15 protein-coding genes and 5 tRNA genes are annotated in these 17,251 nt (G+C 56.4%); 13 read left to right on the top strand and 7 right to left on the bottom strand.

Features of this window, described 5'->3' with window-relative positions:
* Positions 1–31: 31 nt before the first annotated feature.
* Genes gspD through gspF form a run of 3 tightly spaced genes read left to right on the top strand, consistent with a single transcriptional unit; the run spans position 32 to position 4,949 of the window.
* Positions 32–2,224, top strand: a complete 2,193-nt coding sequence (gene gspD, locus BN873_RS15070; RefSeq protein ID WP_053085398.1) for a type II secretion system secretin GspD — start codon at positions 32–34, stop codon at positions 2,222–2,224.
* Positions 2,225–2,232: 8 nt separating this feature from the next.
* The gene (gspE, locus tag BN873_RS15065) at positions 2,233–3,738 is read left to right on the top strand and encodes a type II secretion system ATPase GspE (protein ID WP_048675568.1); all 1,506 of its coding nucleotides are present in this window, start codon (positions 2,233–2,235) and stop codon (positions 3,736–3,738) included.
* Positions 3,738–4,949 carry a type II secretion system inner membrane protein GspF gene (gene gspF, locus BN873_RS15060; protein WP_048675502.1) on the top strand — a complete coding sequence of 404 codons (1,212 nt, stop codon included), beginning with the start codon at positions 3,738–3,740 and terminating at the stop codon, positions 4,947–4,949. The genes gspE and gspF overlap by 1 nt, the downstream gene beginning before the upstream one ends.
* Here gspF and BN873_RS15055 read toward each other — a convergent pair.
* From BN873_RS15055 to BN873_RS15025, 7 genes are all read right to left on the bottom strand, one after another.
* Positions 4,934–5,413, bottom strand: coding sequence for a HugZ family pyridoxamine 5'-phosphate oxidase (locus tag BN873_RS15055; protein ID WP_048675499.1), 480 nt, complete (start codon positions 5,411–5,413; stop codon positions 4,934–4,936). The two genes, gspF and BN873_RS15055, sit on opposite strands and share 16 nt — an antisense overlap.
* 45 nt (positions 5,414–5,458) lie before the next feature.
* Entirely contained in the window at positions 5,459–6,667 is a 1,209-nt protein-coding gene (locus BN873_RS15050; protein WP_048675496.1) for an aminotransferase class V-fold PLP-dependent enzyme, read from the bottom strand.
* Positions 6,668–6,685: 18 nt separating this feature from the next.
* Complete coding sequence (locus BN873_RS15045) at positions 6,686–7,177, bottom strand: Fe-S cluster assembly transcription factor (protein WP_048675494.1); 492 nt, start codon at positions 7,175–7,177, stop codon at positions 6,686–6,688.
* A gap of 247 nt (positions 7,178–7,424) precedes the next feature.
* Positions 7,425–7,919: a DUF1249 domain-containing protein gene (locus tag BN873_RS15040; RefSeq protein WP_071244339.1), complete on the bottom strand. Its 495-nt coding sequence runs from the start codon at positions 7,917–7,919 to the stop codon at positions 7,425–7,427.
* Between the two features lie 15 nt (positions 7,920–7,934).
* The gene (gene lpxH, locus BN873_RS15035) at positions 7,935–8,657 is read right to left on the bottom strand and encodes a UDP-2,3-diacylglucosamine diphosphatase (RefSeq protein ID WP_048675491.1); all 723 of its coding nucleotides are present in this window, start codon (positions 8,655–8,657) and stop codon (positions 7,935–7,937) included.
* A gap of 4 nt (positions 8,658–8,661) precedes the next feature.
* Positions 8,662–9,159: a peptidylprolyl isomerase gene (locus BN873_RS15030; protein ID WP_048675489.1), complete on the bottom strand. Its 498-nt coding sequence runs from the start codon at positions 9,157–9,159 to the stop codon at positions 8,662–8,664.
* 24 nt (positions 9,160–9,183) lie between these two features.
* Positions 9,184–9,804, bottom strand: coding sequence for a peptidylprolyl isomerase (locus BN873_RS15025; protein WP_048675486.1), 621 nt, complete (start codon positions 9,802–9,804; stop codon positions 9,184–9,186).
* Positions 9,805–9,909: 105 nt separating this feature from the next.
* On the opposite strand from BN873_RS15025, the gene gltX reads away from it, so the two are divergent.
* From gltX to clpX, 10 genes are all read left to right on the top strand, one after another.
* Complete coding sequence (gene gltX, locus BN873_RS15020) at positions 9,910–11,316, top strand: glutamate--tRNA ligase (protein WP_048675562.1); 1,407 nt, start codon at positions 9,910–9,912, stop codon at positions 11,314–11,316.
* 69 nt (positions 11,317–11,385) lie between these two features.
* Complete coding sequence (gene cysS / locus BN873_RS15015; protein ID WP_048675483.1) at positions 11,386–12,837, top strand: cysteine--tRNA ligase; 1,452 nt, start codon at positions 11,386–11,388, stop codon at positions 12,835–12,837.
* Positions 12,838–12,916: 79 nt separating this feature from the next.
* Positions 12,917–12,993 (top strand) — tRNA-Pro (locus BN873_RS15010).
* A 42-nt stretch (positions 12,994–13,035) separates the two neighbouring features.
* Positions 13,036–13,112: transfer RNA gene (locus BN873_RS15005), tRNA-Arg, on the top strand.
* Between the two features lie 36 nt (positions 13,113–13,148).
* Positions 13,149–13,224: transfer RNA gene (locus tag BN873_RS15000), tRNA-His, on the top strand.
* A gap of 54 nt (positions 13,225–13,278) precedes the next feature.
* Positions 13,279–13,355 (top strand) — tRNA-Lys (locus tag BN873_RS14995).
* 171 nt (positions 13,356–13,526) lie between these two features.
* Positions 13,527–13,611 (top strand) — tRNA-Leu (locus BN873_RS14990).
* Between the two features lie 110 nt (positions 13,612–13,721).
* A complete protein-coding gene (tig, locus tag BN873_RS14985) occupies positions 13,722–15,059 on the top strand; it encodes a trigger factor (protein WP_048675480.1) in 1,338 nt (445 codons plus the stop codon).
* Entirely contained in the window at positions 15,056–15,685 is a 630-nt protein-coding gene (gene clpP, locus BN873_RS14980) for an ATP-dependent Clp endopeptidase proteolytic subunit ClpP (RefSeq protein WP_048675478.1), read from the top strand. The genes tig and clpP overlap by 4 nt, the downstream gene beginning before the upstream one ends.
* Positions 15,686–15,908: 223 nt before the next feature.
* Positions 15,909–17,192, top strand: coding sequence for an ATP-dependent Clp protease ATP-binding subunit ClpX (gene clpX, locus BN873_RS14975; RefSeq protein ID WP_048675474.1), 1,284 nt, complete (start codon positions 15,909–15,911; stop codon positions 17,190–17,192).
* The last annotated feature ends 59 nt before the right edge of the window (positions 17,193–17,251 follow it).

Below are 17,251 nucleotides of genomic sequence, written 5' to 3'. Positions count from 1 at the left end.
GCCGGCATTTATCGACCATTGGCGATCATTGATGAATAATTGGCTGAGCAGGCAGCTTCCTTTTGGCGGGCAATCCACGCGCCGCCGGATCTTTGTAGCGTTACTGTTGGGTTCGGTTTGCGCTGGAACGGCCGCCGCGCCGGTCACGCTCAATCTCAAGGATGCCGACATTAATGCGCTGGTCGAAAGCATGTCGGTGCTGACCCGGAAAAACTTTATCGTCGATCCTCGCGTTAAGGGCCGGGTCACTATCGTTTCCGCCAAGCCGATGGACGAGAAGGAACTGTATGAAGTGTTCCTGGCAGTGTTGAATGTTCATGGCTTCGCGGCAGTACCCGACGGTAATGTCATCAAGATCATCCCAGCAGCGGGTGCCAAACAAGAGAGCATCCCAACCGTTGACCGGCAGAGCAGTGCCGAACCTAACCAAATCGTGACCCGAATCATCCAGGTGCAAAATGTATCCGCCGCACAGGTGGTGCCGATTTTGCGCCCACTGATCCCGCCACAGGGTCATCTGGCTGCCTACACGCCGACCAACGTGCTGATCGTTTCCGACAGCGCGGCCAATGTGGAGCGCATCGCCAGCATCATTGCGCGGATTGATCTAGCCAGCAACGAGGAAGTTGAGATCGTGCCGTTGCGCTACGCTTCGGTCAATGAAGTGGTGCGGGTGTTGACTACCCTGGAGCAAAGCAAAGCCAAGGCAGATCCGGCTGCCGCTGTCAGTAGCTCGACCCGAATGGTTGCGGATGAGCGCACCAATAGTATTTTGCTCAGCGGGGATAAGGCATCCCGGCTGCGGCTGCGTACCTTGATTTCGCATCTTGATACCCCAGTAGACAGCGGTGGCAATACCCAGGTGGTTTATCTGCGTTATGCCAAGGCCAAAGATTTGGTGTCGGTGTTGCAAGGGGCCAGCAAGAACTTGAGCAACGAAGCCTCACGCAATGTCCCGGTCCCGGTGTTGTCGCAAGGCCAAGCCGCGCCAGCCGGCGGAGGCCCGACCAGTAGTAGTGGTGGTAGCGGGGCGGTCGATATCCAGGCTGATGAGGCCACCAACTCGCTGGTGATCACCGCGCCGCCCGAACTCATTCGCTCGTTGCGCACTGTGATTGGGCAATTGGATGTGCGTCGCGCACAGGTGCTGGTCGAGGCGGTTATCGCCGAGATCACCGCCGAGAAGACGGCCGCGCTCGGCATTCAATGGGGTGTGGCGGGTAATAGTGCCATCGGGTTTACTAATTTCGATGCCGGGGCCAGCAGTCTCAGCAATGTGCTTGGCCTGGCGCAAAAGGTAGAGATTGGCCTTAAAAATAACAACCTTGATTTAAGTAACGCCACGATTCCCAACGGTTTGCAACTAGGTCTGGGCGGCGGTGATTTCGGTGCGCTGCTCAGTGCCCTGGCTAAGGATGCGGATACCAACGTCCTGTCAACCCCGACTATCGTGACGTTGGACAACGAAGAGGCTGAGATCATCGTCGGGCAGAACGTGCCCTTCGTCACCGGCAATTACACTACGAATACCAGCAGCGGCAGCAGCACCGGGAGCAGCAGCGCTGTCGGTAACCCGTTTCAGACCATCCAACGCGACGATGTGGGCATCAAGCTGAAGGTGAAGCCCCAGATTAACGAAGGTAACGCGGTCAAGTTGGAGATCGCCCAAGAGGTATCGACGGTGGTACCTTCGGCGAACTCGGCCTCACAAGGGCCGACGACCAATAAGCGTTCGATCAAGACCAAAGTATTGGTGGAAAACGGACAGGTGTTGGTACTCGGTGGCTTGATTGATGATAATCATACGGAAAGTGCCTCGAAAGTCCCCGTGCTGGGGGATGTCCCCGTGCTGGGCAACATGTTCCGTTACCGCAGCACCAACAAGAAAAAAACCAATCTGATGGTGTTCCTGCATCCGGTCATCCTCCGCGATCCGGCACTCGGTACGTTGTATACCAACGATAAGTACAGCTACATGCGTGAGCAGCAGCTTGCTGCCCGCCAACAAGAAATCTCCTTGCTGCCCGAGATCCAGCCTCCGGTTCTCAAGCGCGACGTAGAGGTTAAAAAAGAGGGTACGGTCCTTAACCTCGCGCCCCCGTCGCCCCCGGTGTCGCAATCCCCGGTCGTCAACAGCGAGGAGGTCGTTGCCCCCCTACCGTCGCCGGCCCGTGCGAGTACGGCCGCGCCCAAAACCAACGAATTCGGTTTTGGCGATAAATGAGCGTTGAAGTGCCGACAACCCAAGTGACGGACAAGGAAGAACCGTCGGCACGCCAATTGCCCTATGCGTTCGCTAAACGTCACGGTGTGCTGGTGGTCGATCAAGAGGATGGTCGGATTACCGTTGCCTGTCGGCCGGGGGTTGGCTCAGGCAGCCTTGCGGAACTGCGCCGCTTTTTAAGGGCACCGTTACGACCTGTCACGGTGCAGCCGGAACATTTCGAGCGGATGCTGCAAGATAGCTACGAAGGCGATAGCGACGGCGCCGCCCGGATGATGGAAGACCTGGGCGAGGAAATTGATCTCAATCAGGTTTCACTCAACCTGCCAGAACCGGAAGATCTTCTGGAAAGCGCCGATGATGCCCCGATCATCCGGTTGATCAACGCGCTGTTAACCGGCGCGATTAAGGAAAATGCTTCCGATATCCATATCGAGTCGTTCGAAAATCGGTTGATGGTCCGATTTCGCGTGGATGGCGTGCTGCGCGAGGCCCTGCAACCGCCAAGGGCCTTGGGGCCGTTGTTGGTCTCGCGGGTCAAGGTCATGGCCCATCTTGATATCGCGGAAAAACGTCTGCCGCAGGATGGCCGGATTTCCTTGCGGGTCGCCGGTCGGCCGGTGGACGTGCGGGTTTCGACCCTGCCGACCGGACACGGTGAGCGCGTGGTGATGCGGTTACTGGACAAACGGGAAGGGCGGCTGGATTTACGACATTTGGGCATGGAGCGTCACAGCGAATCGCGATTGATGCGCCTAATCCAACGACCGCATGGCATCCTCCTGGTCACTGGCCCAACCGGTTCCGGGAAGACGACCACCCTATACGCTGGGCTGACGCTGCTCAACGACCGCAAGCGCAACATCATGACGGTCGAAGACCCCATCGAATACTATCTGGACGGTGTGAGCCAGACTCAGGTTAATGCCAAGGTTGAGATGACGTTTGCGCGTGGTCTGCGCGCTATTCTACGTCAGGACCCCGATGTGGTTATGGTCGGTGAAATCCGTGATTTGGAAACCGCTGAAATTGCGGTGCAAGCGTCATTGACCGGTCATTTGGTGTTATCCACTCTACACACCAACAGCGCGGTCGGTGCTATCGCCCGCTTGCGCGATATGGGGGTCGAGCCGTTCTTGTTATCGTCATCGCTGATCGGCGTGCTGGCACAACGGCTGGTTCGTCAACTGTGCCCAAGCTGTAAGCAGCCCCATTTAGCGACGGCGACGGATTGCGAGGTTCTGGGGGTGAGTCCGGTAGCACCGCCAACGATTTACACGCCGAACGGGTGTGACCAATGCAACCAGTCTGGTTACCGAGGGCGCTCAGGCATTTTCGAGCTGCTGATAGTGGATGAGGCGATGCAGACTATGATTCACGAAGGCAGGGGCGAACTTGATCTGGAGCGCTATGCCCGACAGTCTAGTCCCAGCATTCGCGACGACGGTAGACGGCGGGCGTTAGCCGGGGATACTTCGCTGGCAGAGCTGATCCGAGTGACACGGGAGGATTAGTGCCGGCGTACCAATATGCCGCGCTGGATGCCAAGGGTCGCCAGCGCAAGGGGTTGCTGGAGGCGGACACGCCTCGGATGGCCCGGCAGTCATTGCGCGAGCAAGGTCTCAACCCATTATCAGTCGAAGAGGTGGCCAGCCAGGAACGCGGTGGTCGGCGGCGGCTGTGGGGGTTGCGAATCAGCGCGACGGACTTGGCACTGATTACGCGCCAGATGGCGACGCTGGTCGGCTCAGGATTGCCGGTTGAAGAAGCGTTGGGCGCCGTCGCCCGTCAGGCCGACCGGGCACGTTTAGGCGGTATGATGCTAGCGGTGCGTGCCAGGGTATTGGAGGGGCATACGCTGGCGACCGCACTCAGTGATTTTCCGCAGGTGTTTCCAGAACTGTATCGGGCAACGGTGGCGGCGGGCGAACAGTCAGGCCATCTGGAGGTGGTCTTCGAGCGGTTGGCCGACTATACCGAGGCCCGCCAGCAGATGCGCCAGAAAGTCGGGTTGGCACTGTTTTATCCGCTGATGCTGACCGGTGTGGCCATCTTGGTCGTTGCTGGCTTGCTGACTTACGTAGTGCCGCAGGTAGTACAAGTTTTCGGTAGTCTCAATCAGCAATTGCCCGCCTTGACCCGGGGTTTGATCGCCTTAAGCGAGTTTCTACGCCAGAACGGCTGGTGGCTATTGGCGATCTTGGCGGGGGGCGTTATCGCTTGGGTGCTTGCGCTGCGCCGTATTGGCTTCCGGCGCCGAGTTGATCAAGCCCTGCTGCGGCTACCGTTGGTGGCGCGCCTGGCACGGGGGGCTAACACTGCTCGGTTTGCCCGGACCTTCAGTATCCTCATGGCCAGCGGTGTGCCGGTGCTGGAGGCATTGCGGATCTCCGCACAGGTTTTAAGCAATCTACCGATGCGAGAGGCGGTTGAACAAGCGACGGCGCGGGTTAAAGAGGGCGCCAGTCTCAACAAAGCCATCAGTGCTAGCGGCTATTTTCCGCCGATGACCGTCCAATTGATCGCCAGCGGCGAAGCGAGCGGCCGCCTGGAAAATATGCTGGAGCGGGCCGCAATTCAGCAGGAACGCGAAACCGAGACATTGATTGCCGCCTTACTCGGTATTTTCGAGCCGATGCTGATTCTGGTGATGGGTGGGGTGGTGTTGGTTATCGTGCTGGCGATTTTGCTACCAATTTTTGACCTGAATCAGTTGGTGCGCTGAGCGGCTGCTCGCAAGCTGGTGACATCCAGGGTATAAGCCCGCGCAAAACCCCCTACGAACCGAACCCGAAGCGGCGTCAGGCGCAGCAGCAAAAAATCACTGAATTCAAAGCGTGGCGCTGATGCGGGCAACCAGGTCTGGTAAAGCCGAACTGCCTCTTGGTAAGCCTCCGTATCCTTTGCCAAGGCGGTTACTGTGCCTTGGATGGTCAAGCGTGCCAGTGTCTGGGGGTCTTCACCGGTCTGTTCCGGCGCACTGATGCCAAGACCGGCACGGGGATCGGCCAACAGGTTGCGGGTGTGGGCGGCTAACGTGCTGACATGCAGCAAAAAACCCTCAAAGCTGGGTTCTGGCGCGTAGGCGACCCAAGAGGCTTCTGGACCATTAGGCCCTTGCGTCGCCAGTGCCGCCCAGCGTTGGCTGCGAATTAACGAGGCCAGTGCACGTTGTTCTTGGAGGTTCATCAGTGATCTTTCAAAGCGAGTAGATAGGCAGTATCGGCGCTCAGTTTATACCGGTGCTGACCAATCGATTAGGCTTGAATATGCGCGAGCGGGATGCCACAGCGGAGATAAATCCCGTAACCGGTTCACCGCCTCGATGACCACCTGAATCGTATAATCGATCTCCTCGCAGGTGGTAAAACGCCCCAGGCTAAACCGAATCGCGCCGCGCGCCCGTTCAGCGTCACAGCCCATAGCGCGTAGCACATGGGAGGCTTCGGCGGTAGCGGACGTGCATGCGGAACCGGTCGAAACGGCGATATCTGGCACGGCAGCCAACAGAGCTTCGGCAGTGATACCGGCAAAACTGACATTGAGAATGCCGGGCCAATGCCGAGTAGGATGGCCGTTCAGGACCGTGCCGTCCAGCGTGCTGAGGCCATACCATAACCGGTCGCGCAAGGCTTGGAGACGTGCGCATTCATCAACCAATCCGGTACCGGCGATTCGGCAGGCTTCGCCCATAGCGACAATCTGGTGAACCGGTAAAGTACCAGCCCGCAAGCCGCGTTCTTGATTACCGCCATACAGCAACGGTTCCAACTGGATACGGTTTGGGCGGTGCCGGATGAACAACGCCCCGATGCCCTTTGGACCGTAAAGCTTATGGGCGCTGAGGCTTAGTAAATCGATGGGCAGCGTCTTTAGGTCAATCGGTAGTTTGCCCGCGCTCTGTGCGGCATCGACGTGCAGCAACACGCCGCGCGCGCTGGTTAAAGCGCCTAACGCAGCCAAATCCTGTACGACCCCGGTTTCATTGTTAACGTGCATCAGGGAAACCAGCACGGTGTCGGGACGCAATGCCGCCGCTAACTGGTCTGGCGCAATCAAGCCATCGGCTTGAGGGTCGAGATAAGTACCGGTCCAGCCTTCCTTTCCCAGCCGCCGGCAGACATCAAGCACGGCCTTATGCTCGGTTTTGCTCGTAACGAAATGGCGACCTTGCCGAGTGCGGCTAATGCCGCGCAGCGCGAGGTTATTGGCTTCCGTGGCACCTGATGTCCAGATGATTTCGCCAGGATCGGCATCGATTAAAGCGGCGACGTGCGCACGGGCGATAGCCACCGCTTCGGCTGCCAGCCGCCCAAAGCGGTGGGTGCTGGAGGAAGGATTGCCAAAAATACCTTGAGACGTCAGGTACTGACTCATCAGGTCCGCCACACTCGGATCGACCGGTGTCGTGGCGGCGTAATCCAGATAGATCGGTGAGCGCATCAGGCTGCGCTGGGGCGTTTACATGACAGCGATGGGAATCTGTGCTCGCTCCGTGGTCGGGCGCTCACGCCGCCGGGTGGCATTCTGGCGGTGAATGACCTCACAAACGGCCGGGCGCTCGACGAACTGCCCCAGCGTGATGCCTTCCAGGAAGGTGAAGATTTGTCGGCTCAGATCGGTCCATAGTTCGTGAGTCAAGCAGCGCCGGCCCTCCTGGCAATTCTCATGGCCGTAACAGCGGGTTGCATCCAGCCGCTCATCGACCGCGCTGATGATATCGGCAACCGTGATTTGGTCAGGGAACCGTGCCAGCCGGTAACCGCCACCTGGTCCGCGCACCCCTTCGACCAGGGTATGTTTGCGCAATTTGGCGAAGAGTTGTTCTAGATAAGACAGCGAAATACCCTGGCATTGCGATATTTCAGCCAGGGTTACTGGCCCATGCCGATCATGGATGGCCAGGTGCATCATGGCGGTTACCGCATAACGGCCTTTCGTGGAAAGTCTCATTGGATGTCGTCCTGCTGTTTGATGTTGATCGGACAGGTGCGCCGGCCGTTAAGGTCGAGCGCCATTACCAAGCTATCCGTAGTGCCTTATGACGGAAGATGGCTTCCTTTAGCCTTGTTAGGTGATCGCCTCTAAGATGCAATACCTGTCTGAACGAGCTAATTCCCGACTATTAAGTATGGAAACTATATTATACTGAGCGTATTAGTCAACTATTAGACGGAGGTATCCTCAAAATTTTTAAGCGTTATGTTAGGCACCATATGCTGCAACCTGGTGCAGTGAAGCGGTGGCCTTGTCGCAGACAGTATTGCAGCCACTTAAAAAGAAATCGGTTGATTTTCCAGCGTCGGTAGAGTTGCGCGCCATCGGATCGATGGACGATGAGGGATTCCGCATCGAATGCAGGAAAATGGCGCAGATGCGCGGCTAGAACCTCCGCCAGTTGCGCATCGTGGTACACCCTGATGTGCAAATCTGGTTCCACGCAGAGCATACCGGCTTGGTCGAACCGATAGGTCAAGCTGATTTCGCTGGTATACCGCGTGCGTTCGAGCAAACGAAAGTGCAAATCCAGGCCATCCGGTACCTGAGATACCAGATGGGTCGGATCTTCAGGCAGGGCCGGCACGAGGCGGCGCACATGAATGTAATTATTTTCGTAGAGATCCATCAACGCCGCGAACGCTCCCGGTTCGTGGCGAATGATTGAGGAAAGAGGCGGCGAGGGCAGCAGGATCATGGCATCCAAACCGAGTTAGATCACGGTTTCCAGTCGCCAACCGCTGGCGTCACAGCGCAGAACGCTGCCGAGATTGGCAGACCAATCGCCCAATACCGCTCGCCGTGTTGGTTGCCCTTCCAGCAGAACGTCGTGAATAGCAGGGCGGTGGGTGTGGCCATGGATCATGCGCTGCACTCCATGGTCGCGCAGCGCTTGTGTCACCGCTACCGGGTTAACATCCATGATGTCAGCGGTTTTCTGGCGGGTCGATTGGCGACTGGTTTCGCGTAGTTGACCGGCCAAGACCCGGCGCTGAGCCAGCGGTAATGCCAGCAGTTGGGCCTGCCAAAGCGGATTGCGGACCTGCGCGCGAAAGGCTTGGTATGCGGTATCGTCCGTACAAAGCGTATCGCCGTGCAAGAGCAGCACCGGTTCACCGTACAAGTCGATGATTTCAGTTTGCGCTAATAGCCGAAAACCGGCAGCAGCGGCAAAGCGTTCCCCAAGCAGAAAATCACGGTTCCCATGCAAGAAAAACACAGGTATGCCGGAATCGGTCAAGCTCCGCAGGGCGAGGGCGACCGTGCGCCCAAGCTCCGCATCATCGTCATCTCCGATCCAGGCTTCAAACAAATCGCCTAAGATGTAGCAAGCATCGGCCTGCCGAGCCTGACCCTCAAGAAACGCCAGGAACAAGCCGGTTATGGCCGGGCAAGAGGCATCCAGGTGCAGATCGGAGATAAACAGTGTAGCCATGGGGTTACTCGCCGACGAGTTCCACCTTGGTAATCATGATATCGGTGACTGGTACATCTTGATGGCCCTGTTTGCTGGTGGTTGGGACTTTGGCGATAGCCTGAACCACCTCCATTCCCGCAGCGACGCGGCCGAATACACAATAGCCCCAGCCTTGGGCGGTCGGGCTGCGATGATCAAGAAAATCATTGTCCTTGACGTTGATAAAAAATTGGGCGGTGGCGGAGTGCGGGTCGGAGGTCCGGGCCATGGCGATAGTACCGACTTTGTTTTTTAGGCCGTTATCGGCTTCATTGCGGATCGCCGAGCGGGTTGATTTGGGGGTCATGCTCGGTTCAAGCCCACCGCCTTGGATCATAAAATTGGGGATCACCCGATGAAAGAGAGTTCCTTCGTAGAAGCCATCGCGGGCGTATTGTAAGAAGTTGGCTGTGGTAGCGGGAGCGCTGGCGGAATCCAGCTCAATGCTGATCGTTCCGAGTGAGGTATGCAGGTTAACCATAGCGTTGCCTCCGATGAGGGTTGGTTATTTGGCGGGCTGCGGGGGCGTAGTTGGTGCCGAGGGCACTATCGTGGGCAGAAGCATCGCCGAGTTGATGAGGACGGGTTTGGCTGGCACATCGGCAAAGCGGCCGCCGGGACCGCCCGCGCCGGTGGCGACCTTGCGAATTTTATCGACGGTATCCATGCCTTCGATCACTTTACCGAATACTGCATAACCCCAGCCTTGCGGTGTTGCTGATTTATAATCCAGCGCCGCATTATCCTTGACGTTGATGAAGAATTGGGCCGTAGCGGACCCGGGATCGTTGGTACGAGCCATCGCGACTGTACCCCGCAGGTTCTTGAGGCCGTTATCGGCTTCATTGGGGATCGGCGCGCGGGTGGGTTTTTGCTGGAAATCAGCGGTGAAACCGCCCCCTTGAATCATAAAATTGTCGATGACGCGGTGAAAAACAGTCCCGTTATAAAAACCTTGGCGCGTGTACTCAAGGAAATTCGCTACCGTCTTGGGCGCCTTGTCATCGGCCAGTTCTAACGTAATGGGGCCAAGGGTCGTCTCTATGCGGACTTTCGGCCCAGCTTCGGCGCCCATAGCGATTAGGCTGAGCAGTGCTGCGGCCAAGATTGAAGATCGGTTGGTCATTGACTGATACCTGAGTTGGCAAGAGTAGAGCGGCATGATAGTCAGAGATTGCGCTCGCCGCCAGATTTGGTGAGCGTGCAGCCTTTCCGCTACTATGGATTCACCATGACGATTGCAAACATCAAAACACGCTTTGCCCCCAGTCCGACCGGCTTTTTGCATCTAGGCAATGTCCGTACCGCCTTGTTTAGTGCGCTGCTAGCCCGGCGTTGGCAGGGAATTTTTTTACTGCGCATCGAGGATACTGACCGGGAGCGCAGCCGCGCGGAATACGTTGACGCACTGCTGGACGATCTGCGCTGGTTGGGGTTGCAGTGGCAAGAAGGACCAGAAAGAGGCGGCCCGCAAGCGCCTTACGCGCAGTCCGAGCGCGAGGCGATCTATGAGGAATACTACGGCCAGCTTGAAGATACCGGTCGGATCTATCCCTGTTTTTGTACGCCGACTGAGCTTACAGTCAGCCGCAAGGCTCAACTGGCGGCGGGGCGACCGCCACGCTATTCCGGCACCTGCGCACGCTTAAGTCCGGCTGACCGGCGAGCGCGACTGGAACGCGGTTTATCGCCGAGCCTGCGATTTCAGGTTCCCAATGGCCAAACTGTGGAATTTACCGATTTGGTGCGCGGTCCCCAGCGATTCGCCAGCGACGATATCGGCGATTTCGTCATCCGTCGGGCGGATGGCACGCCACAATTTTTCTTCGCCAATGCGGTCGATGATGCCTTGATGGGGGTCACTCATGTGCTGCGCGGCGAGGATCATTTGACCAATACCCCACGCCAAGTATTGTTGTTGGAAGCGCTGGGATTGCCCGTGCCTCACTATGGGCATTTGGCACTGATCGTCGGTAGCGACGGTGGACCGCTGTCGAAGCGGTCGGGAGATTTGAGTGTGCGCGAGTTGCGCGCCCAGGGTTATCTACCTGAGGTGCTGCTTAATTATCTGGCGCGGCTTGGTCATAGTTACGAGCAAGATACATGGCTGAATGTTAATGAGTTGGCTGCGGGATTCTCACCCGATCATTTGGGTCGGGCGCCAGCGCGTTTTGACGAAGCGCATTTACTGCATTGGCAAGCTGAAGGGGTTCAGCGCGCCACCTACGAGCAGTTATGGGATTGGGTCGGCACTGGAGTGCGAGATCAAGTACCGGAAGAAGTAACCGAAGCGTTTATCGCGACAGTCCGGCCTAATATTCGATTTCCAGCCGATGCCCTGTTTTGGGCGGAGCGCTTTTTTGGGGTTGAATTGGCGCGCAGTGTCGAGAGCGAGACGGCCATCACTGCGGCCGGTTCGGGCTTTTTCGGTCACGCATTAGCCGCTTACGATCAGTATGGCGCTGACTATCCTGCCTTGACGGCTAACTTGCGCGAGCGAACCGGTCTTAAAGGTAAGCCTCTGTTTATGCCCTTGCGAGCGGCACTGACCGGGGAAACGCACGGCCCGGAACTGGCACGAATTCTGGCTTTGCTACCTGCCGAAACAATCCGCCGCCGCCTGCAAGCGTGTTGCTGAGCTTTAATCGTTTTCTGTTATTAGCTGATCTTTATCGTTCGCCTTCCTTCCAAGTCAAGAGAATCGCTGATGCTGCAAATTTTCAATAGCCTCTCCCGTCAAAAGGAGGCGTTCCAGCCCATCGTGCCGGGTCAGGTGCGGATGTATGTCTGCGGGATGACGGTTTACGATTATTGCCACATTGGCCACGCGCGGGTGATGGTGGTCTTCGATGTAGTCGTGCGTTGGCTGAAAGCCAGCGGATTTGCGGTGACCTACGTCCGCAACATTACCGATATTGATGACAAGATCATCCGGCGTGCTCAGGAAAACGGTGAACATTTCAACGATCTAACCGCGCGTTTCATTCAAGCCATGCACGAGGATTTAGCCGCGCTCAGTATCTTGCCACCGACCCATGAGCCGCGTGCCACAGCCGCCATGGCGGATATCATCGCCATGATCCAGGTTTTGATTGAGAAGGGATTCGCCTATGCGGGAACCAGCGGTGATGTGTATTACGCCGTCAGTCGTTTTGCGCGTTACGGAACATTGGCTAATAAGAGGCTGGAGGATCTGCGAGCGGGCGCCCGGATTGAAGTTGAAGAAGCGAAAAATGACCCGCTGGATTTCGTGCTGTGGAAAGCCGCTAAACCTGGCGAGCCAGGTTGGGATTCTCCTTGGGGGCAAGGTCGGCCAGGCTGGCATATCGAGTGCTCGGCGATGTCAACTCGTTGCCTGGGCGAGCATTTTGACATTCATGGCGGTGGCATGGATCTGAAATTTCCCCATCACGAAAACGAAATCGCCCAGTCGGAGGCAGCCAGTGGTCACCGTTACGTGAATGTGTGGATGCACAACGGTTTTGTCCAGGTGAACGAGGAGAAGATGTCCAAATCATTGGGCAATTTCTTCACGGTGCGCGAGGTGTTGCGGCGCTATCAGCCAGAGGTGGTACGACTGTTTATTTTGTCCAGCCATTATCGAGGGCCATTGAATTACGCGGACGAAAATTTCAATCACGCAAAAGCGTCGTTGAACCGGCTGTACACGGCGCTGCGCGGTTTGCCGGTGGTTGATTCCTCTGTGGAGGACGCTTGGTTTAGCCGTTTTCGAGCGGCCATGGATGATGATTTCAATACACCCGAAGCACTGGCGGTCCTGTTTGATCTAGCGCGCGAGATCAACCGATTAAGGTCAGAAGATGAGGGGAACGCCGCTCGTTTGGGCGCGAATCTTAGGTATTTGGGTGGTCTATTAGGGCTACTGCAATGTGATCCTGAACTATTTTTGAAAGGCTCGCCCACTCCTCAGAATAATCAGCATGTGACCGGGAATTTAGCGGGCATACTGGATGATGTTGCTGGGGTTACTGAAACCACAGGTTTGGCTGAAACCGCGATTGACAGGCTGCTTGCCCAGCGCTCCGCCGCTCGCAAATCCAAAGACTGGGTTGAAGCCGATAAGATCCGTGATCAGTTGCAGGTAGCCGGTATTGTGTTAGAGGACACCCCAAACGGAACGATTTGGCGACGCGGATAAAGCCATTGACGTGGTTTGAGATCAAAAATATAATTCTCAATTCCGCATGGAAGTGCCGACTGCTGGTTTTGGCTGATGACGGGGTATAGCGCAGCCTGGTAGCGCACCTGCTTTGGGAGCAGGGTGTCGGGGGTTCAAATCCCTCTACCCCGACCAAATTCTGGGGTGGGCGATTCCGTGATGGTTGTTCGCGATACCGCGCCCGTAGCTCATGCGGATAGAGCATCAGCCTTCTAAGCTGAGGGTAGCAGGTTCGAGTCCTGCCGGGCGCGCCAGCTCTCGGTGGACGATAGGTCGATACGGTTTCGATGGTGGACGTAGCTCAGTTGGTAGAGCCCCGGATTGTGGATCCGGTCGTCGTGGGTTCGAGTCCCATCGTCCACCCCAAATCGCTCGGTTGCGTTTTGAAAGGTTTTTTGATTTTGTCATCATTGTCGTATTGGGCCGTTAGCTCAACTTGGTAGAGCAGTTGACTCTTAATCAATTGGTTGTAGGTTCGAGTCCTACACGGCCCACCATCTCTAAAGTCCGGTTATTTCTTCTCCCAATTTTCTGATCAGCCGGGCAGTTGTAAAGCGTGCGGTAACTTGGTTGCTGTTCGTAAAGACAGGTTGTCCTGTATACTTCCCTATAAGTAGCGGTTATTACCGCGCTCGGTTCTCTTGAGTTGGCAAGCCGTATTTCTGATTGCGAGAGTGGCGGAACTGGTAGACGCGCTGGATTTAGGTTCCAGTGGGGTAACCCGTGAGAGTTCGAGTCTCTCCTTTCGCACCATCCGCACCGTCGGCCCGTTCAACTGTTACCCGGCCCTGGTTGCTTGGCGGCTGGGCGATGCACTAGGCGGATTTGCCATTTACCACGATCAACAGCTTTGAGGTATGTCAATGCAGGTTTCAGTTGAAACACTGAGCGATCTAGAGCGCCGGGTCACCGTTCAGGTCCCTGCGGAAAAGCTCACCAAGGAAATTCAAGACCGGCTGCTTTCTTTGTCTAAGCAAGTCAAAGTAGACGGTTTTCGGCCGGGCAAAGTGCCCTTCAAAATGGTCAAGCGGCTGTATGGTGAACGGGTACGTTATGAGGCGGTGACCGAGCTGATGGAGCGCAGCTTGCATGAAGCATTGACCTTGGAGAAGTTGAATCCACTGGGTGGTCCGCGAATCGAACCCAAGAAAATCGAAGAAGATCAAAATCTGGAGTACTCGGCGACCTTTGAGGTGATGCCTGAATTCGAGCCGACTGGGTTTGAGAGCATTCACGTTGAAAAACCGGTTGCCGAGATCACAGACCAGGATGTGGATCACATGATCCAAACGTTGCGTGAGCAGCGGACCGTTTGGAACAAAGTGGATCGCCCGGCTGCTGAGGGGGATCGGTTATACATCGATTTCGAAGGCAAAATCGATGGCGAGAGTTTTGCGGGTGGCAAGGCGGAAAATGCGACCGTCATCCTGGGCAAGGGCACCATGCTACAGGATTTCGAGAATGGCCTTAAGGGGTTGCGCGCTGATGAGCAGACCGAGTTTGATGTGCCTTTCCCTGAAGATTATCAGGCAGCGGAACTGGCGGGTAAAACCGCGCGTTTCCAGGTCACAATCCATGATGTTGAGGAGCCGATCCTGCCGGAGGTGGACGAGGCTTTTGCCGAGAGTCTGGATGTCAAGGAAAATGGCGTCGCGGGCCTGCGGCAATCTTTGCGCGAGAACATGGAGCGTGAATTGCGTGGTGGTATCACGGCGGCGATCAAACGCCAGGTCATGCAAGGTTTATGGGATGCCAACCCGATTCCCCTGCCGAAAGTCTTGATTGAGGCGGAGATTGAGCATTTGGCCCGTCAGTTGAGCTTTCCAGCAGGGGGCGATGACGAAAAGATCCGGGAACTGAAAAGTAAACTGTTTGAGCGCGAGGCTCGCCGTCGGGTGGCCTTGGGACTGCTGATTTCGCGGTTGGCGGCACTGAATAGTATTAAGGCTGACGAGCGGCGTGTGCGGGATTATTTGGCAACTGTGGCATCGACATACCAAGAACCTGCTCAGGTGCTGCGCTGGTACGAAAAAACCCCAGAGGCGCTTGATAATGTGCGAGCGCTGGTACTGGAAGAACAGATCGTTGACTGGCTGCTAGAGCGAGGTCAAGTCAGCGAAAAAACCAGCACGTTTGCCGAAGTCATGGCGCTTAGTAAAAAACAGCAATTTAACCCATGGCTACAGGAGTCACCGGAATGAACGAACGGGGTTCTGCCAGCAACATCCACGCCCTAAACCTCGTACCGATGGTGGTCGAGCAGACCGCGCGCGGCGAACGGGCTTATGATATTTACTCGCGTCTCCTCAAGGAGCGGGTAGTGTTTTTGGTGGGGCCAGTCGAGGATTACGTCGCGAATTTGGTCGTTGCCCAGTTGCTTTTTTTAGAAGCCGAAAATCCTGATAAAGATGTTCATTTCTATATCAATTCGCCGGGTGGTTCCGTCAGCGCCGGTTTGGCTATTTACGATACCATGCAGTTTATCAAGCCAAGCGTCAGCACCATGTGCGTCGGGCAAGCGGCCAGTATGGGGGCCTTGCTATTGGCCGGTGGCGCGGCGGGTAAACGGTTTTGCTTGCCTCATTCACGCATCATGATCCATCAGCCGCTCGGTGGGTTTCAGGGGCAGGCGACTGACATCGACATCCATGCCCGGGAAATTCTCCTCGTGCGCGACCGCTTGAACCGGATTTTGGCACAACATACCGGTCAACCCATCGAGAAAATTGCTGTCGATACCGACCGAGATAACTTTATGGGTGGTCCTGAGGCGGTCGAATATGGCCTGATTGATGCTGTGTTGAATCAGCGTATTCCAACCTCCTGAAACGAGTTTCCGCTAGCGCCAAGGTGCGCTCCTATCGCGCGGTGTTCGGGTGGCTTGACTGGTTTCGGCAACGAGGCCGAGCGCATGGATGTCCCACGCTTGGCTAGGAATGCCCGCACCAATCGCCTCGCATGGACTTAGCGGGTGGCCTTGCCAATGCCCGCAGCACGCCCGGCGAATCAACCGACCGCGCCACCAGCCGGCGCGCCGATGAGGAAGTGATATGAGCAGAGATCGAAGTGACAGGAGCGACGATAAGCTTCTGTATTGCTCTTTTTGTGGCAAGAGCCAGCACGAAGTCCGCAAGCTGATCGCCGGGCCGAACGTGTTCATCTGCGATGAGTGCGTTGAGCTGTGTAATGACATCATCCGTGAGGAGATGGAAGAAACTGCTCCGGCTACCGCTAGCAAGCTACCCAAGCCACACGATATCAACCACGTACTCGACGAGTATGTCATCGGTCAGGAGCGCGCCAAGAAGGTTCTATCGGTGGCTGTGTACAACCACTTCAAGCGTCTGGAGTTGCAGGGCGGCAATCGTTCCAAGACCGACGAGGTGGAAGTAGCCAAGAGCAATATCTTGTTGATTGGTCCAACCGGTTCCGGCAAAACGCTATTGGCGGAAACCCTGGCTCGTTTGCTTGATGTTCCTTTCACCATCGCCGATGCCACGACGCTGACCGAAGCCGGCTACGTTGGTGAAGACGTGGAAAATATTATTCAGAAGCTTCTGCAAAAATGTGACTACCAGGTCGAAAAGGCGCAAACCGGAATCGTCTATATTGACGAGATCGACAAGATCTCACGCAAATCCGACAATCCCTCAATCACCCGCGATGTGTCCGGGGAAGGTGTCCAGCAGGCGCTACTGAAGCTGATTGAGGGCACTATCGCGTCGGTTCCACCCCAAGGGGGACGCAAACATCCGCAACAAGAGTTCCTACAGGTTGATACCACTAATATTCTCTTCATTTGTGGCGGAGCCTTCGCCGGGTTGGATAAGGTGATCCGCAGTCGCTCTGATAAAGGTGGTATCGGTTTCTCGGCGGATGTCAAGAGCAAGGATGGCGGCAAGACCGTCGGTGAAGTGTTGATGGAGGTCGAACCGGAGGATTTGATCAAGTACGGTTTGATTCCCGAATTCGTCGGGCGCTTGCCGGTGGTCGCCACGCTCACCGAGCTGGATGAAGGGGCGCTGGTACGAATTTTGACTGAACCGAAAAACGCCATTGCCAAGCAGTTCAACCGGCTTTTTGAGATGGAAGGAAGCGAGCTGGAGTTTCGTGAGGAAGCCTTACGGGCGATTGCTCGCAAAGCGATGGAGCGCAAGACCGGCGCGCGGGGCTTACGGACCATTCTCGAACACATCTTGCTGGACACCATGTACGATCTGCCCAGTATGCAGAATGTCCATAAAGTCGTGGTGGATGATGCTGTGGTCGAGGGGCGCAACAAGCCTTATTTCATTTACGAAAATACGGAACGCCGCACTGCGGCCCACGACTAAACCCAACCCTGGCCTATCCGGCCGGCGCGCTGGAGCTTGGAGAGGCGCTTTGACGAGCG

The organism is Candidatus Competibacter denitrificans Run_A_D11, assembly GCF_001051235.1.
In the GTDB taxonomy this organism is placed as follows: Bacteria; Pseudomonadota; Gammaproteobacteria; order Competibacterales; family Competibacteraceae; genus Competibacter_A; species Competibacter_A denitrificans.
The sequence above is the reverse complement of the archived record's forward strand: the minus strand, read 5'-3'. Positions and strand labels throughout refer to the sequence as shown.